This is a genomic window from Pseudoalteromonas sp. THAF3, assembly GCF_009363775.1.
GTDB classification, from domain to species: domain Bacteria; phylum Pseudomonadota; class Gammaproteobacteria; order Enterobacterales; family Alteromonadaceae; genus Pseudoalteromonas; species Pseudoalteromonas ruthenica.
The window spans coordinates 1,683,853-1,704,327 of the sequence record NZ_CP045418.1; the positions used below are offsets into that span (position 1 = coordinate 1,683,853).

Here is a 20,475-nt window from a genome sequence, read left to right on the forward strand (position 1 = left end):
CACAGCTTAATTTTTATTCATTCTCGATGTTTATACATCAAGTAGAAGACGTGTTGGATCTTCTAACATCTCTTTAATGGTCACTAAGAAGCCAACAGACTCTTTACCATCGATTTGGCGGTGGTCATAAGACAGGGCCAAATACATCATAGGTAGAATCTCAACTTTGCCATTCACCGCCATAGGACGCTCTTGGATTTTGTGCATACCCAAGATTGAAGACTGTGGCAAGTTGATGATTGGCGTTGATAATAGTGAGCCAAATACACCACCGTTGGTGATAGTAAAGTTACCACCGGTCATGTCTTCAACCGTTAGCTTACCATCACGGCCTTTAAGTGCTAGTTCGCGAATACCGGCTTCGATTTCTGCAACCGACAGCTTGTCACAATCGCGTAGTACTGGCGTTACCAAGCCACGCGGTGTTGATACCGCAATGCTGATATCGAAGTAGTTGTGATAAACGATGTCGTCGCCATCGATTGATGCGTTCACATCTGGGAAGCGTTTAAGCGCTTCTACTACCGCTTTAACATAGAACGACATGAAGCCTAAACGGATACCGTGGCGCTCTTCAAAGGCGTCTTTGTATTGCTTACGAAGGTCCATGATTGGCTTCATGTTCACTTCGTTAAAGGTGGTCAACATCGCCGTTGAGTTTTTCGCTTCAAGTAGGCGGTTAGCGATGGTCTTACGCAAACGTGTCATCGGTACGCGTTTTTGCGTGCGGTTACCCACAGGCGCTGACTGAGCATCATCGGCTTTGCTTTCTTGCTTAGCCGGCGCTTGCTTAAGGAACTTGTCTACGTCTTCTTTAGTAACACGACCGTTTTTGCCTGAACCTTTGATTTTTGACGCATCTAGGCCTTTTTCAGCAATGAGGCGGCGTACTGAAGGAGTCAATGCATCACTGGCGCTGTCATCACCACTTTGCTCGGCAGCCGGAGCAGACTCTTCTTTGCTACCGCCAGCGGCTTTAGCGCCTACTTTCACTTTACCGATAACTTGCTCGGCTGTGACCGTATCGCCTTCACCGTGAACGTGCTCGCCCATGACACCGTCATCCGGGGCTACCACTTCAAGTACAACTTTGTCAGTTTCGATATCAACCAAGTTCTGGTCGCGGCTTACCGCTTCACCTGGTTGTACATGCCATGTTGCGATGGTGGCATCGGCAACAGATTCAGGAAGTACAGGTACTTTAATATCCACTTCTTTACCTTCTGAAGCACCGCTGTCTTTTGCTGGTGCTGAATCAGCTTTTTCTTCACTTTTAGCGTTATCGTCGCTGCTGTTCTCATCAGCAGCAGGCGCATCGTCGGCATCGCCAACAATGGCTAGTACTTGCTCAGCAAGTACCGTTGCGCCTTCTTGCTCTTTAATCTCGCTGATCACACCGTCTGCCGGCGCCGCTACTTCAAGTACGACTTTATCGGTTTCGATGTCTACGAGGTTCTGGTCACGACTTACTTTGTCGCCAACACTGACATGCCAAGTTGCAACGGTGGCGTCTGCAACTGACTCAGGAAGAACAGGAACCTTGATTTCTGTGGTCATCTCTTATCCCTTATTTTTTAATGGTAAGCGCGTCAGCGACTAACGCTTGTTGTTCTTTAGTATGTACTGACATGTAACCACATGCCGGTGACGCGGACGCGTTACGTCCTGCATAAGTTAGGTTTGCACCTTGCGGAATTGCCTGCCAGAAGTGGTGCTGCGAGCAGTACCATGCACCCTGGTTTTGTGGCTCTTCCTGACACCATACGAAATCTTTCACATGGCTGTAGCGTTCGATAATGTCTGCCATTTCCTGATGCGGGAATGGGTAAAGCTGCTCAACACGCACGATGGCAATGTTATCCAGCTCTTGCTTACGACGCTCTTGCAGCAGCTCGTAGTAAACTTTACCGCTACAGAACACCACGCGTTCAACGTTTTTAGCATCAATATCATCGATTTCGTCGATCATATTGTGGAATACGCCTTCAGATAACTCTTCTAGCGTAGAAACGGCTAACGGGTGACGCAACAATGATTTCGGGGTCATAACAATCAGTGGACGACGCAGTGGGCGCACTGATTGACGACGCAACATAGCGTAAACCTGCGCTGGCGTTGACGGCACACACACTTGCATGTTGTGGTCTGCACATAGCTGCAAGAAACGCTCTAGGCGGGCTGAGCTGTGCTCTGGGCCTTGACCTTCGTAGCCATGAGGTAGCAAACAGGTTAGGCCGCATAAACGACCCCATTTTTGTTCGCCTGAGCTTAGGAATTGGTCAAATACTACCTGCGCACCATTGGCGAAATCACCAAACTGCGCTTCCCACATCACCAGTGATGTTGGCTCGGCGGTGGCGTAACCATATTCAAATGCAAGCACGGCTTCTTCTGAAAGCACCGAGTCGTACACCTCAAATTTACCCTGGTCTTCTTTGATGTGTTGCAGCGGTAAATAGGTGGATGCATCTTCTTGATTATGCACCACAGCATGACGGTGGAAGAAGGTACCACGGCCTGAATCTTGGCCGGTTAGACGAATGTCTGTGCCCTGCTCAACCATAGTGGCATATGCAAGGGTCTCAGCCATACCCCAGTCGAGTTTTTTCTCGCCGGCGGCCATCGCTTTGCGGTCATCGTAAATCTTCTTAACCCGAGATTGCGCTTTGTGCTCTTCTGGATAAGAAGCCACCTTCTCGCCAAGCTCTTTAAGCTTTTCAACAGGAATATGAGTTTCATACTCGGTATCCCAATCGTGACCGACGAATTTCGACCAATCAGAAGAGTGCTTAGTTTCTGGCTCGATTTCTTCAACCACGCAGTTGCCTTCGTCTAGGCCGTTGCGGTAATCATCAGCAAGTTTCTTAATCTCTTTTTCACTCAAGACACCTTCGCTAACCAGCTGATCAGCATAGATTTGGCGCGGCACTGGGTGCTTTTTAATCTTTTTATACATCAACGGCTGCGTGGCGCTTGGCTCATCCGCTTCGTTGTGTCCATGACGGCGGTAACACACTAAATCAATAACCACATCGCGTTTGAACTGATTACGGAAATCAAGTGCAATTTGCGTCACTAAGGCAACCGCTTCAGGGTCGTCGGAGTTAACGTGGAAAATCGGTGACTGCACCATTTTCGCGATGTCGGTACAGTAGTCAGTAGAGCGTGTATCGTCTTGTTTAGAGGTAGTAAAACCGACTTGGTTGTTAACCACGATGCGCACACTGCCGCCTACTTTAAAGGCATTAGTTTGCGACATATTGAAGGTTTCTTGCACACAACCCTGACCGGCGATGGCCGAGTCACCGTGGATGGTGATAGGCAGTGCTTTTGAACCACTTTCACATTCTAAACGGTCAAGACGAGCGCGTACCGAGCCCATCACCACTGGATTAACAATCTCTAGGTGTGAGGGGTTAAATGCCAAGGCCATGTGTACGCTGCCGCCTTCGGTGGCGAAGTCTGATGAGTAACCCATATGGTATTTCACGTCACCAGAGCCCAGCGTGTCATCGTGCTTACCAGCAAACTCATCGAACAGCGCCGATGGGTTTTTACCTAGTACATTCACTAACACATTGAGACGACCACGGTGGGCCATACCAATAACCGCTTCTTGTTGGCCACTTTCACCAGCGCGGTGAATAAGCTCTTTAAGCATTGGCACTAAGGCGTCGCCACCTTCCAATGAGAAGCGTTTGGCACCTGGGAATTTCGAGCCTAGGTATTTTTCAAGACCATCGGCCGCAATCAAGCCTTTAAGAATGCGCTGCTTGGTTTTGCTATCGAATTGAGGGCGTGCTTGAACCGATTCTAAGCGTTGCTGTAGCCAACGTTTTTCTTCGGTAGATGTGATGTGCATGTACTCGGCACCAATGGAACCACAATAGGTTGCCTTCAATGCTTTGTATAAGTCACCCAGTTTCATCATTTCGCCGCCGGCAGCAAACGAACCTACATAAAACTCAGTGTCAAAATCGTCTTCAGAAAGACCGTGGAAGTCTAACTCCAAATCGCGAACGCGTTCACGTTTCCAAATCCCGAGTGGGTCAAGATTCGCGTTTTGGTGACCACGGAATCGAAAAGCATTTATCAGTTGCAATACTTTGATCTGTTTGGGGTCACCCTGACCACCTTCTGCAACAACTACTTCGCGATGTTTATTTTTTGCCAGCTTGGCGAATTCAGCTCTTACTTGTGAATGCTTAGTTTCTACATCCACCCCTTCCACTTTGGGAAGTTGCTCGAACACTTCACGCCATTCTTCTGGCACTGAAGTCACATCATCAAGATATGCTTCATAAAGCTCCTCAACATAGGCAACGTTACCGCCGTACAGATGAGAAGACTCTAGCCATGCCTTCATCACACCATCGTGCATTTATAAGCCCTTTTATCTAGCGCAGAATTTACATTGTCTGACTTACTTAAAACTCAAGTAAGTGATCGAAGAATGGCCAGACAGACGTCCAGCCATTCTTAGTTCTATTATGCCCTTAAACGGAACGATTAAGAAGCATTGATTTGATTTGCCCAATCGCTTTAGTCGGATTCAAACCTTTCGGACATACATTGACACAGTTCATGATATTGTGACAACGGAATACGCTGAATGCATCGTCTAAATCTGCCAAGCGCTCATCGGTGGCGGTATCTCGGCTATCCGCTAAGAAGCGGTAAGCGTGTAATAGGCCGGCCGGGCCGATAAATTTGTCTGGATTCCACCAGAAGCTTGGGCATGATGTTGAACAACATGCACAAAGAATACATTCGTATAGCCCATCTAGCTTTTCACGATCTTCAATCGACTGCAAACGCTCACCCGCTGGAGGCGTATCATTAATGAGATACGGCTTCACTTTCTCGTACTGAGTGTAGAATTGCGACATGTCGATTACAAGGTCACGAATAACCGGTAAACCCGGTAGTGGACGAATCACTACCTTGCCCTTGCCGTTTGTCTGCAATGCAGAAATTGGCGTAATACAGGCAAGGCCATTTTTACCATTCATGTTCACACCATCGGAGCCACATACCCCTTCACGGCAGGAACGACGAAATGCCAGGCTTGGATCTTGCTCTTTTAACATCAGCAGTGCGTCAAGCACCATCATGTCACGACCTTCTTCCACCTCAAGGGTGTAGTCTTTCATGAATGGCGCATCATCCACGTCTGGATTGTAACGATAAACAGATAATTCTAAAGTTGCCATCGTCATCTCTCCTAGTAAGTACGAGCTTTAGGTGGGAACGCTTCACGAAGCTTAGGTGCATAGTTTACATCACGCTTAGACATTTCTTCTGTCTCAGGGTTGTAAACACTGTGGCACAGCCAATTTTCGTCATCACGGTCCGGGTAGTCGAAGCGCGAGTGCGCACCACGGCTCTCAGTACGGAAATTCGCAGCAACCGCTGTTGAGTAAGCTGTTTCCATCAAGTTATCAAGCTCTAAACACTCGATGCGTTGAGTGTTGAACTCGGTTGATTTGTCGTCTAAGCGGGCATGCTGTAGACGCTCGCGAATTTCTTTAAGCTCTTTAAGACCCGTTGCCATTGAATCCCCTTCACGGAATACCGAGAAGTTAAGCTGCATACATTGCTGTAGGTCTTTTTTGATTTGCACTGGGTCTTCGCCCTGGCCTTCTTTTGATGTTTCCCAACGGTTGAAACGTGCCAATGCACCTTCAATGTTGTCGCTTGAAGCATCACGTTGCGCTTGGTAATCGTTCAAGTAAACACCTAGGTAGTTACCTGCTGCACGACCAAATACAACCAAATCAAGTAGAGAGTTACCACCTAGGCGGTTAGCACCGTGTACAGATACACAAGCGATTTCACCGACTGCGAATAGACCTTCTACAAGCGTGTCGTTGCCTTGGGCATCAACGCTTAGTACTTGGCCGTTTACATTAGTTGGTACACCACCCATCATGTAGTGACAAGTTGGAATAACTGGAATTGGCTCTTTCGCTGGGTCAACGTGAGCAAAGGTTTTAGCTAGGTCACATACGCCAGGTAGACGTAGATTTAGCGTTTCCTCACCAAGGTGATCCAGTTTCAGTTTAATATGCGGGCCCCATGGACCTTCACAACCACGACCTTCACGGATTTCGGTCATCATTGAACGGGCAACTACGTCACGTGACGCCAAGTCTTTGGCATTAGGCGCATAACGCTCCATGAAGCGCTCGCCATCTTTGTTCAGAAGATAACCCCCTTCACCACGGCAACCTTCAGTTACCAGGGTTCCGGCACCGGCGATCCCGGTTGGGTGGAACTGCCACATTTCCATGTCTTGCATGGCTACGCCAGCACGTGTGGCCATACCCACGCCGTCACCCGTGTTGATGTGCGCGTTAGTGGTCGAGGCATAAATACGCCCTGCACCACCGGTGGCAAGCACAACCACTTTCGATTTGAAGTAAACCACTTCACCAGACTCGATGTCGATAGCTGTACAACCCACTACCGCGCCGTCGTCGTTTTTAACAAGGTCCAGTGCATACCACTCAGAATATACATTGGTTTTGTTCTTTACGTTTTGCTGATATAAGCAGTGCAGCAAGGCGTGACCGGTACGGTCCGCTGCAGCCGCTGTACGCGCTGCTTGCTCGCCGCCGAAGTTTTTCGACTGACCACCGAATGGGCGCTGATATACGCGGCCGTTCTCAAAGCGTGAGAAAGGCAAGCCCATGTTTTCAAGCTCGGTGATTGCCTCTGGGCCAGTTTTACACATGTACTCAATGGCGTCTTGGTCACCGATGTAGTCGGAGCCCTTAACGGTATCGTACATGTGCCATTCCCAGTTATCCTCGTGCGAGTTACCTAGTGCTACGGTAATACCACCCTGAGCCGACACGGTGTGTGAACGGGTTGGGAAAACCTTGGAAATAAGCGCACAAGACTTGCCTGATTCAGTGATTGCTAACGCTGCGCGCATACCTGCACCGCCAGCGCCAACCACTACTGCGTCAAATTCGCGAACTGAATATTTCACTTAAACACCCCATAGAACAAACAGGCCAACTACTACGTAAGATAGGGCCATAAGGTTTAATACGAAGCCAAGAAACGCGCGTAGTTTGGCGTTCTTTACATAGTCGGTCAGCACCTGCCATAGGCCGATGCGTGCGTGCACCATAATGCACGCAAGGGCGATTAGGGTGTATACCTTCATCGCGAAGTTACCGAATAACCCCGACCATGCTTCATAGGTTAATGCTGGAGTGCATAGCAGATAACCAATAATAAATAGTGCATAAGAGCTGATGATAAGTGCCGTCGCTCGTAGTGATACGAAATCCTGAACACCATCACGCTTTAAAGATGCTTGATTTAAGACCATAGCCAAACTCCCGCCAATACGGCAACAATCACCCACAATACAAAGCCGATTTTAGCGGTTGCATTGCCTGAATCTAATTCTTTCCACGGACCCAAGTCTTGGATTAAGTGGCGTACACCTGCGATGAAGTGATACGAGAGAACGGTGAGGGTACCCCAGGCGATAAATTTGGCAACAAACCCGGTTAACAGGCTTTTGACAAATTCAAATCCTTCCGGAGAAGACAGTGACACAGCCCATGCCCAGATAACAAAGGTCAAGGCAAAGAACATTGCGACACCGGTGACGCGGTGCAGAATTGATGCTTTGGCCGTTGCTGGCATAGAGATGGTCGTTAGATCGAGATTTACAGGTCTTTGCTTTTTCACAGTTACTTGCCCATCTTGCTCACATTGATAAATAGAGCCATCTACATTGTTGTTATAACCATTTATGCAATCACTGCATAAATGCGCTCACATAAATAAACCCACAGACGCGAAAAAAGATCACTTTATTTGTTCAATTTTAAAGCGAAATTTCACGTGTTTGTCATAAACGGTTTACTCAAAGACGTTACGGTATTGAACCCCTGACAGTATATAAGTCTGCAGCGGATATTACAATTCTTGTTTAGTCACGGAGGTTTGCGAATTAGCCATTGGTATAATATTTAATCTTTGCAGAATATTTATTATACACAAATGCATTAAAATTGACTTTCTACCCCTCTTGTACGTTAGAATGATCGGAATTTGCTTAACATTAGTATCACGCATAACAGCTTTAGCTTGTTATTCTTATAGGAGATAATTAGATGGCAGATAAGAAAGCCACTGTCCATATTGATGGACAAGACCCGATTGAACTTCCCATTTACGAAGGTACTGCGGGTCAAGACGTTATCGACGTCCGTACCTTAGGCGCACACGGCTACTTCACCTACGACCCAGGGTTCATGTCGACTGGCTCTTGTGACTCATCTATCACCTACATCGATGGTGGTAAAGGCGTATTGCTACACCGTGGTTACCCCATTGATCAGCTTGCTGAACAATCTAACTACGTCGAACTTTGCTACTTACTGCTTAACGGTGAATTACCGTCAGAAGCAGAGCTTGAAGAATTCTCTAAGTCAATCACCTTAAGCACTATGGTGCACGAGAAAGTGGCGGCCTTCTTCCAAGGTTTCCGCGTTGATGCTCACCCAATGGCGATGCTATGTGGTGTGGTTGGTGCCATGTCTTCTTTCTATCACCAAGACTTAGACATCTCAGACCCAGCGCAGCGTAAGCGCAGTGCCACTCGCCTAGTTGCGAAACTGCCGACTATCGCAGCGATGGCGTACAAGTACACCATTGGTCAACCATTCGTTTACCCACGTAACGACCTGAGCTACGCAGAGAACTTCTTACACATGATGTTCTCAGTGCCTTCTGAAGATTACCAAGTAAATCCTGTGCTTGCTAAAGCCATGGACCGTATCTTCATGTTGCACGCTGACCACGAGCAAAACGCATCAACCTCAACAGTCCGTATTGCTGGTTCATCTGGTGCCAACCCTTATGCATGTATCGCAGCGGGTATCGCATCACTTTGGGGCCCTGCGCACGGTGGTGCTAACGAAGCATGTTTGAACATGCTGCAAGAGATTGGCTCAGTTGATCGCATCGACGAATACATCGCTAAAGCGAAAGACAAGAACGACCCGTTCCGCCTAATGGGCTTCGGTCACCGTGTTTACAAAAACTTCGACCCACGTGCCACGGTAATGCGTGACACCTGCCACGAAGTATTGAAAGAGCTAAACATCGAAGATCCTCTTCTAGATGTTGCTATGCGCTTAGAGCAAATTGCTCTTGAAGACCCTTACTTCGTTGAGAAGAAACTATACCCGAACGTAGACTTCTACTCAGGTATCATTCTTAAGGCGATCGGTATCCCAACCAGCATGTTCACCGTTATTTTCGCTATGTCGCGTACTGTCGGTTGGATCTCGCACTGGGATGAAATGCTGTCTCAGCCTGGTCACAAGATCAGCCGTCCACGTCAGCTATACAAAGGCGCAACGAAGCGCGATTACGTCGCTCAAGACAAGCGCTAAGCAACGCGTTTTAGAGTTGAAAAAGGTCGCTCCCAGCGGCCTTTTTGATTGCCATTTTAGCCTAGTTCTCTACAATGGCGGCATTTGTACAGCCAGCTTTACTAACCATGTTTGATATAGACGCAATACGCCAAGATTTCCCTGCCCTGACTCAACATGGTGACACCGAACGTGTTTATTTTGATTCGGCCGCAACGGCGCACAAACCACGCTGTGTGATTGACACCTTGACGCGCTTTTACAGCCAAGAAAACGCCAACGTGCATCGCGGCGCACACCAATTAAGTCAGCAAGCAACCAGCCGTTATGAGCACGCACGCCAGCAAGTGGCCGAATTTATCGGCTGTCAACATAACGAACTGGTATGGACCAAAGGGGCCACCGAGGCTATTAACTTGGTTGCCTATGGGCTGACGGCGCAGCTACAACCCAAAGACGTGATTTTAATAACCGAACTTGAGCACCACGCCAACATCGTGCCTTGGCAGCAGCTAGCGAGCCGCACCGGTGCAACATTGATGGCCGTACCGGTCACCCCCGCAGGCCTACTCGATATCGCTCAAGCGGAGCAAATGATTGCCCAGTATCGCCCCAAGGTATTTGCCCTGGCCCATGTTTCTAATGCTCTTGGCAACATTAACCCCGTTAAAGCGCTACTCAGTCAGGCCAAGCAACAAGGTGCTTGGACCTTGGTTGATGGTGCCCAGTCGCTGCTGCATTTGCGCCCACAAGTGGCCGACTTGGGCTGCGACTTTTTCGTGTTTTCGGCGCATAAATGTCTTGGCCCTACCGGCCTTGGCGGACTGTTCGGGCGCTTTAGTTGTCTTCAGCAGCTCGATGTTTTTCAAACCGGCGGCGAAATGGTCGCTAAAGTACGTATCGAGCATACCGAATTTAACCCGCCCCCGAGTAAGTTTGAAACCGGCACACCAAATATCAGTGCGGTGCTTGGCTTTGCTGCCGCCATTGAGTATTTAAATAACCTCGATAGCGCCGCCCTAGCAGCGCACGAGCGTAGCTTAATGCAGTATTTAGTGGCGCACTTAAGCGACATTGAGTCGGTGTCCTTGCTTGGCGACATGCAGCATAATGTCGGCACCGTCAGCTTTTATGTACAATCTGAGCACCCCTATGACATTGCCACCTTGCTCGATATGGAAGGCATTGCCCTGCGCCATGGCCACCACTGCGCGCAGCCGTTAATGCATGCGTTAGGGGTCAATGGTACGGTGAGAGTCAGCTTGGCGTTTTATAATACCTTTGCAGAAATCGACCACTTTATCAGTGCACTACGTAATACCTTGGAGATGATGGCACCATGAGTTATAGCAATTACCCAGAGCTAAAACAGGCTTTTCAAGCCCTTCACGGCTGGCAACAACGTTATCGTGAGTTGATGCTGTTGGGAAAAAGCTTGCCAGTCCTTGCCAATGAGCTCAAAGTCGATGAAGCTAAGGTTTCCGGCTGTGAAAGTAATGTCTGGTTGTATATCGACTTCACTCCCCAAGAAGATAAGCTGGTTGTGGTGGCCGATTCCGACACTCGCATTGTTAAAGGGTTACTGGCGTTGATTCTCATGATGTACAACGGTAAAACCCCGCAACAAGCAGCGGCCCTTGACGCCGAGCAAGAGTTCGAGGAGTTAGGGTTGATGCGCCACCTTAGCCCCTCGCGCGGTAATGGCATTCGCGCCATTGTCAGCGCGATTAACCAATTTGCCAAAAGCCACTGTTAACTCTGGCTTTGCTCACTCAAACGTTGGCGCTTATTTAAGTATTTGCGCACTGCTTTAGCTGCTGCGAAAAAGCCAAAGCTGCCGGTCACCATGGTTGCCGAGCCAAAGCCATTAGCACAGTCCATATTCATCGTTGAATCGGCCCCTTGCTTAGCTCGACATACCTGCCCATGGCCATCGGGATAGACCAACTGCTCGGTGGAATACACACAATCGACATCAAACTTACGCTTCGGATTGTTGCTAAAGTTATACTGTTTGCGCAATAGGTAGCGAACCTTTGCTAATAGCGGGTCGTGGGTGGTTTTGGCAACATCGCCAAATTTTATCTCACTGGGGTCGGTTTGCCCTCCCGCGCCACCGGTGGTGATAATAGGTAGCTTATTGCGTTTGCAATGGGCAATCAAAGCCGCCTTTTCCTTCACCGCATCAATGGCATCGATGACGTAGTCAAAGCCTTGAATGTGTTCGCGAATATTATCCAAGGTGATGAAATCATCAATCACATGCACGGTGATCTGTGGGTTGATAAGCTGACAACGCGCTTTCATGGCCTCTACTTTGGCTTCGCCCACCGATTGCGAATGCGCATGAATTTGCCGGTTACTGTTGGTAACGCATATATCATCGAGGTCGATAAGGGTGAGCTGCCCTACTCCGGTACGCGCCAGCGCCTCGGCTACCCAACTGCCGACCCCGCCAATGCCGATGACACAGAAATGCGCCTGCTGCAGCCATTGGGTTTGCTGTTGTCCGTAAAGGCGGCTGATACCACCGAAGCGAAGTTGATAATCATCTTGTGTCATTGTCTCTACCAATTTAACTGCCAAGGTTGGTTGTCACAAAAGCTTAAAAGTGTATTTAACTGTGCTGCATGCTGTCCTTCTTGCATCGGCGCACAAAAGCAATAATGCTGGTCGCGATATTGAAAACGCAGCGCGTACGCATGTAAATAGGTGCGATCGCTGGCCTCGGCGCCATACAGGGTATCGCCCAGAATCGGTGCCGATAATGACTTCATAGCGACACGGAGCTGATGTGTTTTGCCACTGTAAGGCTTTAACACCATGCCCCTTAGTCCCGGTGCCAGCGAGTAGCTATAAAATCGGGTAATAGCGGGGTTTTCCTGGGTTTTAAGTAGCTTGAAAGCGCCGCGCCGGGCTTTGCCCATGTCACCTTTGATCCACCCCTGCTTCTTTTTCGGTTTTGCCGTACAAAGCGCCATATAGAATTTATCTACTTCATGGGCACTGAACATCGCCGTGAATGTCGCCGCCGCCGCGCTGCTTTTTGGTAGCAGCACTAAACCTGAGGTCACCTTATCAAGGCGATGTACAGGGTAGAACTTAGTGTCCAATTGCTGCTGGGCTATGGCCACCAGCCCTGGCTCGTTATCCTGCGAGTGAAAATCCATCCCCGCCGGTTTATATACAACGGTGAAATCGCTGTCATCATTGATGACTGTGAGGGTACTCATTGAAGTGCGCTTATCACTCGCGCTAGGTCTTCTTCGGTATCCACTCCCGCAGCGGGCACCTGCTTGGCTTCAGCCACGTTAATGGTGAAGCCATGATAAAGCACACGTAATTGCTCAAGCGACTCCAGTTGTTCTAAAGGCGATGGCGCCAAGCCGATATACTCATTAATAAAACCTGCGCGATAGGCATAGATACCGATATGGCGTTGCATGTGGCGAATGTCTAACTCGCAGCTTTTTGTTAGTAATGCATCGCGATGATAAGGGATCGGCGCGCGGGAGAAATAAAGTGCTTGCTGTGCGGTGTTACTCACCACCTTCACTGCATTGGGATTGAGTGCCTCTTCGCGGTCTATAATCGCCGTCGACAGGGTCGCCATCGGCGCGTCGTTACCACTGAGCAATTGCGCCACTTGGGCGACATTTTCTGGCGCTAGTAACGGCTCATCGCCTTGCACATTAACCACCAGCGTGTCGTCATCTAACGCTAGCTTAGCTACGACCTCGGCTAAACGCTCTGTGCCGGATTGGTGATCTTCCCGGGTCATCACCACGGGGGCACCGAAGCCCTCGCACACGGTCGCCACATCAACGTGATCGGTGGCCACATAAACCGCCGTCGCGCCAGATAACACCGCACGCTCATAGACGTGCTGAATCATTGGCTTGCCGGCTATATCAGCCAGCGGTTTGCCTGGTAAGCGTGTAGAGGCATAGCGTGCGGGAATAATAACTACGAATTCCACTGCTCAACCTCGTCACTGCTCAACTCTCGCGCTTCGTTTTCCAACAGTACCGGAATGTCATCACGAATTGGGTAAGCCAGTTTCGCAGCGGTACTAATGAGTTCTTGATTGTCTTTATCGTAGCGCAACTTTCCCTTACAAACTGGGCAGGCAATAATTTCTAAGAGCTTAGTATCGAACGCCATTTACAGCACCCCTTTACGTTTTAAAATAGTTGTTAATTGAGTTTCCAAAACCTGATTGGCCTTGGCATCTACGCGTAAATAATAACACTGCCGGTGAGCGAAAGTACGACATTTTACCGCATCTTTCTCTGTCATATAGACAGCCTGTTCGCCAAACTGGGTTAAATCCGATGCTTGATAATGGTGATGGTCACGATAATGCACGGCTTCACTAATAGCCACGCCAATTGCTTGCAGGCTCTGCTCAAAGCGCTCCGGATTGCCAATCGCACTGATGGCGACGCCCTTTGCAAACGGGGGCGATAGCGGCTGCTCATCGGCAACCCCATAAAGCCCGGATGAGGCTAACTGATAACTGGCTTGTCCTGCTTGCTCACCATTGTAGATCACCAAATCGACAGATTTTAGCCGCCCTTGCCCCTCGCGCAACGGCCCTGCGGGGAGCAGTAAGCCATTGCCAAAGCGCCGCGCGGCATCGACTATACATAATTCGATATCGCGCTCTAGCGCATAATGCTGCAGGCCATCATCGCTGAGAATGACATCGACACTGTGTAGCGCCAGCAGCTTTTCTATGCTGGCCTTGCGATCGCCGCCAATCACCACCGCACATCCGCTGCGTTTGGCCAGTAGCACCGGCTCATCGCCGCCTTGATGGGGCTCGGTGTCCGCTGTGACCACAAAGGGCATCTCTGGGGGGTGGCTGCCATAGCCACGGGAAATAATACCGACGCGCTTACCGCGTTGCTGCAGCAGCTCGGCCAGATAGAGTGTCATGGGCGTTTTACCGTTACCACCCACACTGATATTACCCACGACAATCACCGGTACTGGCGCGCGATAAGTCGCGAATAGGCCCAGACGATAGCCTAGGCGACGGACATGACTAATCAGCCAGTATAAGGCCGTTAACGGCAATAACAGCACCGTAATCAGGCTTAATCGGCGAAACCAAGAGCGCTCTATCGCAGCGCCGATGCCGTTATCGGCGCGACTCATTGCCCCTCGCCTTGCTGCATTTTTGCCAGCGCCGCATAGGTACCGTTAGCATTTAACAGCTCGCCGTGGGTGCCCTGTTCAATAATTTGTCCATGGTCGAGCACATAAATGCAATCTACTTGCTCTATGGTCGACAAACGGTGGGCGATAATAATCGCGGTTTTATCTTTCATCAGCGACTCAAGCGCTTGCTGGATTAACTTTTCCGACTCGGTATCGAGTGCTGAGGTGGCCTCATCGAGGATCAGTATCGGTGCATCTTTAACCAGAGCCCTGGCAATGGCAATACGCTGGCGCTGACCCCCAGAGAGCATGACACCGTCTTCACCAATCATGGTATTTAAGCCTTGCGGCAAGTCTTTAACAAACTCCCACACATGTGCTTTTTTAGCCACTTCGATTAGGGCTTGTTCGCTCAGCGGTTTTGCCAAGCCATACATAATATTGTTAGCAATAGTATCGTTAAAGAGCACCACCTGTTGCGAGACAATAGCAAACTGTTGACGCAGGCTCGCTAGAGTCAACTCATTGGTGGCAATACCATCGAGTTTAATCGCCGATGCCGGGTCGACGTCATAGTAACGGGGTAATAAATTCGACAGCGTCGACTTACCCGAACCCGAACGCCCGACCAGGGCGATATTTTGCCCCGGAGTAATATCCAGTGACAATGATTTTAATACCGGCTCTGCGACATCGGGGTAATGGAAGGTCAAGTCGGTAATTTGAATATGCCCTTTGGCTTTTTCTAGTACTCGCGTGCCGGTGTCTTTTTCCTGTTCGGTATCAAGCACGGTGAAGATACTTTGCGCAGCGGCGATACCACGTTGCAGCTCGCTGTTTACGTTCGATAGCTGTTTCAGCGGGCGTAGCATCAGCATCATCGACGAGATCAGGCTGACAAAGGTTCCAGAAGTAATTGAGTTAAGCATGCTGGGCATGGAGATAAGCACTAAGATCACCGCCATAGATGAGGCCGCAAGAATTTGAATGACCGATACGCTCAGCGCTTTGGTGGCATCCATTTTCACCCGTTGCAGGCGGTTGATATTGTTAACATGGGCAAATCGCTCTGTTTCCTGTTGCTGGCCATTAAAACCATGGATCACTTTGTGTCCTGAGAGCATTTGCTCTGAGCAACGGGTAACATCACCCATGGCATTTTGAATATTTTTGGAAATACGGCGAAAACGCTTAGACACCACAGTCACGATGATGGCAACAATCGGCGTGATCACTAAAAACACCAGCGACAGCTTCCAACTGGCGGCAAACATCACCACCAATAAAAATGCCACATACGCCCCTTCGCGCACCAGCACCAACAAGGCTTTGGTAATAGCCTGCTGCACCTGCTCGGTATCAAAGGTGATCTTTGAGATAAGCTCACCATTGGAGTGCTTATCATGAAAACTCACCGGGAGATTAAGCATGTGTTGGAACAAGTCTTGGCGTAATGAGCGCACCACTTGCGAACCCACATAGGCCAAACAGTAACTGGACACAAAGTTAAATGCGCCGCGCCCTAATACCAACGCAATCACAACAAAAGGAGCCCAAGTCAAAACAGCGCTGTTACGCTCAGTTAAACCTTCATCGATAAATGGCTGCATTAGCCACACAAAGGTGGCATCCATTGCTGAATACCCTAGCATGCCAATAATGGCGACAATGGCGGCGGCTTTATAAGTTTTTACATAACCAAGTAGTCGCTTATAACTTTGGGAGGCGCTTTGCTGCATAATACTCTCGAATCAACGCAATAGCGGATATTGTAGCTTTAGCAAAGCAAAAACAAAACTCAATCACTGATAAACCAATAGCTTTTGTCTGCTTTTGCTGTTTTTATCTGCATTTCGGTGTCATAAAATTGCACCCGAATACCACCTTGCAATTTAGTTTGGTATTGCTCAGCATTATGCGCTGCAAAACGTGCGAACACCTCGGGGTGTGGCATCTGCCAATTACGACGGGCGCCACTTGAATGAATCACCACCTTAGGCTTGGTTTGTTTAATAAACGCGGCACTGGAAGAGCTGTCACTGCCATGATGGGCACTGACCAAGACATCCACTGGCCTTATTTTATCTTGCGTTAATAGCTGCTGCTCTTCTCGCTCGGTGATATCACCGCTTAGTAGCACATTGTATTTGCCATCACTGATGTGCACCACACAAGAGTTAGCATTGTCAGTTTGCTGTTTGCTATGCGGCCAAATAGAGCGAACAGTCAAGCCATGCCAGCTCAATTCGCTCATTCTACAGATACCTGGACTACCATTATGAAAGGATTTTAAGGTGTGCCCATACCCTGCTTGTAACCAGTGCTCTAGCCCGCCAGCATGGTCATTATCGCTGTGTGAAATAATGGTATGCTCGACCTGCAAGCCTCGTGCGTTAATGATAGGTAGCAAGGTATTTTTAACTATCGAGTAGCGCGAGAAATAACTAGGTCCGAGATCATAAACCACGGCTTTGCCCTGGCGGCTGATCACTATGCTCAGCCCATGGCCGACATCAAGCACATCAAGTTGCCATCTGGGTTGATAAACCCATTGCTGTGCACAATAGCCAACAAACAAACCCCCTGCATAACACACAGGCCATAAACTGGGTTTTATCAGCATGGCCAAAACTGCAAGGTAATAAATAATAACCACTGTGATATCAAGCTCACCGGTGGAAAACCAAAGTGCTGGGCCAAGATCTGTCACCCCTTCTAACGTCGAGGATAGCGCCAAGTCCAACTGACGCAATAGCCACAGCATTGGTTCGCTGAATCCCGTTAATACCACGACAATCAGTAAAGGCAATAAAATAAAGCTGACAAAAGGAACGGCAACCAGATTCACCGGGGCACTGGCCCATGAAAATCCACCGAACGTCGCTGCACTCAATGGCGCTAAGGCAATAAACAACCATAGCTGAATGAACATATAACGACTAAGCCAGTGCCATCGTTGCGACTGCACCAAAGCAATAACGATGGCCGCCACAGCCAGAAAAGAAAACCAAAGCCCGATATTAAGTAACGCGAAGGGATTCGCTAACAACACGCAGGCCAAGGCGATAAGCAAGCATCGCGACAACGAATAGTGTTGTCGTGAAAAATACAGCCAAACAAAAACGGCTAACATCAGCCAAGCTCGTTGAGCACTGATAGGCAGCGCGCATAACAGCACAAATATACCAGATATCAAAAGCGCCACACCTGCCACTAATCGGTTTGTAAGGGCCTGTTGCCATTGTCCTGAGCGCACCCCATGCGCTACACACCAAAGCCCGCACTTAATACCTATAAAGCACAACCCGTACAGCAAAGAGATATGCAACCCGGAAATAGCTAATAAATGGATAATACCGCTGTGTTTGAAGAACTGATTGTGCTTGGGCTCTATATCACTGCGTTCTGCGCTTAGTAGTGCTAAGTATACGCCTTTTAACTCAAGCGGTTGCAGCTGCGCTTTCAACCAAGTCAGGTAACGCTGCCTTATCGACGGCGATGCGTTAGTAATCGTTATGTTTTTAGGTGAGCTTGCTGTGAAACTGAACCCATGTAGAAACCCATAAATTCGCCTATCGAGCACATCGTAGTTAACACGCCAGCGTTTCGATTTGACGCGCATATCAGCGCTCAGGTTAGCACCCATTGCGACAGGCTGATTGGCATGCACCGCTACACTGAGTAAATGGTTTTGATAAAAAGGAACAGCGTAATCAGCCACATCATTGAGGCGCAAGGTGACAAATTGAGTTGCCCCCAATACCCGTGTTTGTTGAACTGTGCCATGCACCTCAACGTATGCACCACTCAACGATGGTCCATGCCAGGTAAATATAAGTTGGTGGTAAACCAGGGTATAGCCAATGGCGAAGACCACACCGCGAATAAAGCCTAAAAATACACCACAATACACCCTGATTATTGCCATTATAGGTATTATGATAAAAAGTACTGGCAGTGACGGGGTGAAAAGTGACAAAATACACCCGAACGCGAATCCACTGCACACCGCAATAGATGTACAGGGCCCTATCCCATGGCGAAGAAAACCATTCAACGGTTTTTACCCGATCACAATAAGATTAAACAGCAAAAGTCGCTACGCATATTTGGGCGATTTTTACATGATGCTAATCTGTGGCATTTAAACAGACGATCGGCGCGAGGTGCCTTTTCCGTAGGCCTATTTTTCGCATTCATTCCGGTTCCCTTCCAGATGATTTTAGCGGCTGCTGTGGCAATACCTCTGCGGGTCAACCTGCCTTTGTCCATCGCCCTAGTGTGGATCACCAACCCTTTGACTATGCCGCCGATTTTCTATTTTTCTTATTTGGTTGGTACGTGGATTTTAGGACATCAAGAGCAAGCCTTTTACTTTGAGGCGAGTTGGCAGTGGCTGAGTGACAGCCTCACAACCATTGGGCCTGCGTTTTTAGTAGGTTCGCTGGTGTGTGGCACAGTCGCCGCGCTTATTAGCTTTATAGTAGTTGATTTTTTGTGGTGTCGCGGTGTTAAAAAAGCATGGCAAGCTCGAAACTCTGACCATAACAGCTAAATTTAAGCCATAAAAAAACCGCCAATTGGCGGTTTTTTTATGCGTATAACACTTACAGGATGTCGATAAGCTCGATATCGAAAATAAGTGTTGAATAAGGAGCAATAGCTGCACCTGCACCGCGCTCACCGTAAGCAAGGTCATGCGGCACATACAAGCGCCACTTTGAACCTGTAGGCATCATTTGTAACGCCTCGGTCCAACCTTTAATAACACCACCTACTGGGAACTCTGCAGGCTCGCCGCGCTCGTAAGAGCTATCAAATACAGTACCGTTGATAAGTGCACCATGGTAATGGGTGCGAACGGTCGCATCAGCGCTAGGCTTGTCACCTTCGCCCTGTTCGATTACTTCGTACTGTAGACCCGATTCAGTCACTGTTACTTCTGCACGCTTAGCGTTGTCAGCTAGAAAAGCTTCGCCTTCTGCGGCCAATACTTTTGCTTCTTCTTCGCGGCGTTGCTGAATCTCTGCGTTAATTTTCTCAAACGCTGCCTGGATTTCAGGGATTTCTACTTGGAAGCTTTCACCGGTAAAGGCATCCTTCATTCCTTCAAACACGGAATTTACGTTCATTCCTTCGAAAGGGGTTGCTTTTAGTTGCTCACCCATTTGTAGGCCAATGCCGTAGCTTGCCTTTTCCGCGTCGGTATTAAATTTATCAGACATAAAGTTGTTCATCTTTTGTTTCTATAAATGCCTGCACAGGGTAACACACTGAAAAACGCACGTCAGTGCTGGCTAGAAAATCTAAGACGATGAGCGCTCATTTGCCGAACTATTGGCCACTTTTGCGCTGATCCAAGGCATTAACCAAACGAAAAGCAGCAAAGAGACAATGCTAAATACCCATAGCCAATAAGGGAGCCCTACAAATAATGGCTGGATCATGACCCCAAATACGATGATGCCCAAACAGCTTATGATCAGTGCGCTTAAAATAGCCAAGGTGTTATCGTATTTTGTGATTAAATGGGCGGTAAGCAGGTTAAAACCGGCAATGGCAGTTAACGTCATAATCCAGTTTAGCTCGGCATCGCGAACGAGAGTTAACACCACATCCAAGCCCTGTGCATATAAAAATGCCACAATGCCCCAAGCAACAATACGCATTACATTATGCATGAGCGAGTAAATCCTAATAGGTTAATAGCCGCCATTATAACGGGAAGAAAAACGAAAAAAACCGCCAATAAGGCGGTTTTGGGAATGAGGTGGCGGAGAGATAGGGATTCGAACCCTAGATGGGCTATTAACCCATGCCGGTTTTCAAGACCGGTGCATTCAACCGCTCTGCCATCTCTCCGAATTGGCGCGCATATTAATGGCTTTTGCTGGCGCTGTAA

At 48.6% G+C, this 20,475-nt stretch carries 19 protein-coding genes and 1 tRNA gene; 4 read left to right on the top strand and 16 right to left on the bottom strand.

Annotated features, from left to right (window positions below; all coding sequences use genetic code 11):
- Positions 1–30: 30 nt before the first annotated feature.
- The 6 genes from odhB to sdhC form a co-directional block, all read right to left on the bottom strand.
- Positions 31–1,557: a 2-oxoglutarate dehydrogenase complex dihydrolipoyllysine-residue succinyltransferase gene (odhB, locus tag FIU82_RS07755; RefSeq protein WP_045978834.1), complete on the bottom strand. Its 1,527-nt coding sequence runs from the start codon at positions 1,555–1,557 to the stop codon at positions 31–33.
- 10 nt (positions 1,558–1,567) lie between these two features.
- Positions 1,568–4,381 carry a 2-oxoglutarate dehydrogenase E1 component gene (locus tag FIU82_RS07760; protein ID WP_053910500.1) on the bottom strand — a complete coding sequence of 938 codons (2,814 nt, stop codon included), beginning with the start codon at positions 4,379–4,381 and terminating at the stop codon, positions 1,568–1,570.
- 115 nt (positions 4,382–4,496) lie between these two features.
- Positions 4,497–5,213, bottom strand: coding sequence for a succinate dehydrogenase iron-sulfur subunit (locus FIU82_RS07765; protein WP_022946093.1), 717 nt, complete (start codon positions 5,211–5,213; stop codon positions 4,497–4,499).
- Positions 5,214–5,224: 11 nt separating this feature from the next.
- On the bottom strand, positions 5,225–6,997 hold the full coding sequence (sdhA, locus tag FIU82_RS07770; protein WP_152440774.1) for a succinate dehydrogenase flavoprotein subunit: 1,773 nt from the start codon (positions 6,995–6,997) through the stop codon (positions 5,225–5,227).
- Entirely contained in the window at positions 6,998–7,345 is a 348-nt protein-coding gene (sdhD, locus tag FIU82_RS07775) for a succinate dehydrogenase, hydrophobic membrane anchor protein (protein ID WP_022944506.1), read from the bottom strand.
- On the bottom strand, positions 7,336–7,713 hold the full coding sequence (gene sdhC / locus FIU82_RS07780) for a succinate dehydrogenase, cytochrome b556 subunit (RefSeq protein ID WP_051034453.1): 378 nt from the start codon (positions 7,711–7,713) through the stop codon (positions 7,336–7,338). The genes sdhD and sdhC overlap by 10 nt, the downstream gene beginning before the upstream one ends.
- A gap of 428 nt (positions 7,714–8,141) precedes the next feature.
- Here sdhC and FIU82_RS07785 point away from each other — a divergent pair, with 428 nt between their 5' ends.
- The 3 genes from FIU82_RS07785 (at position 8,142) to FIU82_RS07795 (ending at position 11,163) form a co-directional block, all read left to right on the top strand.
- A complete protein-coding gene (locus FIU82_RS07785) occupies positions 8,142–9,428 on the top strand; it encodes a citrate synthase (RefSeq protein WP_045978838.1) in 1,287 nt (428 codons plus the stop codon).
- A gap of 74 nt (positions 9,429–9,502) precedes the next feature.
- Positions 9,503–10,750 (top strand): aminotransferase class V-fold PLP-dependent enzyme, encoded by a 1,248-nt coding sequence (locus tag FIU82_RS07790; protein WP_253946304.1) that lies wholly within the window; start codon positions 9,503–9,505, stop codon positions 10,748–10,750.
- A complete protein-coding gene (locus tag FIU82_RS07795; protein WP_138588116.1) occupies positions 10,747–11,163 on the top strand; it encodes a SufE family protein in 417 nt (138 codons plus the stop codon). The genes FIU82_RS07790 and FIU82_RS07795 overlap by 4 nt, the downstream gene beginning before the upstream one ends.
- Here FIU82_RS07795 and tcdA read toward each other — a convergent pair.
- The 7 genes from tcdA to FIU82_RS07830 are packed head-to-tail and all read right to left on the bottom strand — an operon-like array spanning position 11,160 to position 18,501.
- Positions 11,160–11,969 carry a tRNA cyclic N6-threonylcarbamoyladenosine(37) synthase TcdA gene (gene tcdA / locus FIU82_RS07800; protein ID WP_152440775.1) on the bottom strand — a complete coding sequence of 270 codons (810 nt, stop codon included), beginning with the start codon at positions 11,967–11,969 and terminating at the stop codon, positions 11,160–11,162. The two genes, FIU82_RS07795 and tcdA, sit on opposite strands and share 4 nt — an antisense overlap.
- A gap of 5 nt (positions 11,970–11,974) precedes the next feature.
- A complete protein-coding gene (locus FIU82_RS07805) occupies positions 11,975–12,640 on the bottom strand; it encodes a TIGR01621 family pseudouridine synthase (RefSeq protein ID WP_152440776.1) in 666 nt (221 codons plus the stop codon).
- Positions 12,637–13,386, bottom strand: a complete 750-nt coding sequence (kdsB, locus tag FIU82_RS07810) for a 3-deoxy-manno-octulosonate cytidylyltransferase (protein ID WP_022944512.1) — start codon at positions 13,384–13,386, stop codon at positions 12,637–12,639. The genes FIU82_RS07805 and kdsB overlap by 4 nt, the downstream gene beginning before the upstream one ends.
- On the bottom strand, positions 13,374–13,571 hold the full coding sequence (locus FIU82_RS07815) for a Trm112 family protein (protein WP_045978843.1): 198 nt from the start codon (positions 13,569–13,571) through the stop codon (positions 13,374–13,376). Before FIU82_RS07815 ends, kdsB begins: the two co-directional genes overlap by 13 nt.
- Positions 13,572–14,570, bottom strand: coding sequence for a tetraacyldisaccharide 4'-kinase (lpxK, locus tag FIU82_RS07820; protein WP_172972720.1), 999 nt, complete (start codon positions 14,568–14,570; stop codon positions 13,572–13,574).
- Positions 14,567–16,312 carry a lipid A export permease/ATP-binding protein MsbA gene (gene msbA, locus FIU82_RS07825; RefSeq protein WP_152440777.1) on the bottom strand — a complete coding sequence of 582 codons (1,746 nt, stop codon included), beginning with the start codon at positions 16,310–16,312 and terminating at the stop codon, positions 14,567–14,569. The genes lpxK and msbA overlap by 4 nt, the downstream gene beginning before the upstream one ends.
- A gap of 59 nt (positions 16,313–16,371) precedes the next feature.
- Positions 16,372–18,501 carry a DNA internalization-related competence protein ComEC/Rec2 gene (locus FIU82_RS07830; RefSeq protein ID WP_152440778.1) on the bottom strand — a complete coding sequence of 710 codons (2,130 nt, stop codon included), beginning with the start codon at positions 18,499–18,501 and terminating at the stop codon, positions 16,372–16,374.
- 108 nt (positions 18,502–18,609) lie between these two features.
- On the opposite strand from FIU82_RS07830, the gene FIU82_RS07835 reads away from it, so the two are divergent.
- A complete protein-coding gene (locus FIU82_RS07835) occupies positions 18,610–19,128 on the top strand; it encodes a DUF2062 domain-containing protein (protein WP_152440779.1) in 519 nt (172 codons plus the stop codon).
- A gap of 52 nt (positions 19,129–19,180) precedes the next feature.
- Here FIU82_RS07835 and FIU82_RS07840 read toward each other — a convergent pair whose 3' ends face one another.
- The 3 genes from FIU82_RS07840 to FIU82_RS07850 form a co-directional block, all read right to left on the bottom strand.
- Positions 19,181–19,798 (bottom strand): FKBP-type peptidyl-prolyl cis-trans isomerase, encoded by a 618-nt coding sequence (locus tag FIU82_RS07840; RefSeq protein ID WP_026111357.1) that lies wholly within the window; start codon positions 19,796–19,798, stop codon positions 19,181–19,183.
- A gap of 81 nt (positions 19,799–19,879) precedes the next feature.
- The gene (locus FIU82_RS07845) at positions 19,880–20,254 is read right to left on the bottom strand and encodes a hypothetical protein (RefSeq protein ID WP_022946608.1); all 375 of its coding nucleotides are present in this window, start codon (positions 20,252–20,254) and stop codon (positions 19,880–19,882) included.
- A gap of 90 nt (positions 20,255–20,344) precedes the next feature.
- A tRNA-Ser gene (locus FIU82_RS07850) sits at positions 20,345–20,435 on the bottom strand.
- Positions 20,436–20,475: the final 40 nt, after the last annotated feature.

Excerpts from the sequence above, each read along its gene's own strand:
- odhB (WP_045978834.1), bottom strand. The coding sequence starts at position 1,557 with ATGACCACAGAAATCAAGGTTCCTGTTCTTCCTGAGTCAGTTGCAGAC.
- FIU82_RS07760 (WP_053910500.1), bottom strand. The coding sequence starts at position 4,381 with ATGCACGATGGTGTGATGAAGGCATGGCTAGAGTCTTCTCATCTGTAC.
- FIU82_RS07765 (WP_022946093.1), bottom strand. The coding sequence starts at position 5,213 with ATGGCAACTTTAGAATTATCTGTTTATCGTTACAATCCAGACGTGGAT.
- sdhD (WP_022944506.1), bottom strand. The coding sequence starts at position 7,345 with ATGGTCTTAAATCAAGCATCTTTAAAGCGTGATGGTGTTCAGGATTTC.
- FIU82_RS07785 (WP_045978838.1), top strand. The coding sequence starts at position 8,142 with ATGGCAGATAAGAAAGCCACTGTCCATATTGATGGACAAGACCCGATT.
- FIU82_RS07790 (WP_253946304.1), top strand. The coding sequence starts at position 9,503 with ATGGCGGCATTTGTACAGCCAGCTTTACTAACCATGTTTGATATAGAC.
- FIU82_RS07795 (WP_138588116.1), top strand. The coding sequence starts at position 10,747 with ATGAGTTATAGCAATTACCCAGAGCTAAAACAGGCTTTTCAAGCCCTT.
- tcdA (WP_152440775.1), bottom strand. The coding sequence starts at position 11,969 with ATGACACAAGATGATTATCAACTTCGCTTCGGTGGTATCAGCCGCCTT.
- FIU82_RS07805 (WP_152440776.1), bottom strand. The coding sequence starts at position 12,640 with ATGAGTACCCTCACAGTCATCAATGATGACAGCGATTTCACCGTTGTA.
- FIU82_RS07815 (WP_045978843.1), bottom strand. The coding sequence starts at position 13,571 with ATGGCGTTCGATACTAAGCTCTTAGAAATTATTGCCTGCCCAGTTTGT.
- lpxK (WP_172972720.1), bottom strand. The coding sequence starts at position 14,570 with ATGAGTCGCGCCGATAACGGCATCGGCGCTGCGATAGAGCGCTCTTGG.
- msbA (WP_152440777.1), bottom strand. The coding sequence starts at position 16,312 with ATGCAGCAAAGCGCCTCCCAAAGTTATAAGCGACTACTTGGTTATGTA.
- FIU82_RS07830 (WP_152440778.1), bottom strand. The coding sequence starts at position 18,501 with ATGGCAATAATCAGGGTGTATTGTGGTGTATTTTTAGGCTTTATTCGC.
- FIU82_RS07835 (WP_152440779.1), top strand. The coding sequence starts at position 18,610 with ATGGCGAAGAAAACCATTCAACGGTTTTTACCCGATCACAATAAGATT.
- FIU82_RS07840 (WP_026111357.1), bottom strand. The coding sequence starts at position 19,798 with ATGTCTGATAAATTTAATACCGACGCGGAAAAGGCAAGCTACGGCATT.
- FIU82_RS07845 (WP_022946608.1), bottom strand. The coding sequence starts at position 20,254 with ATGCATAATGTAATGCGTATTGTTGCTTGGGGCATTGTGGCATTTTTA.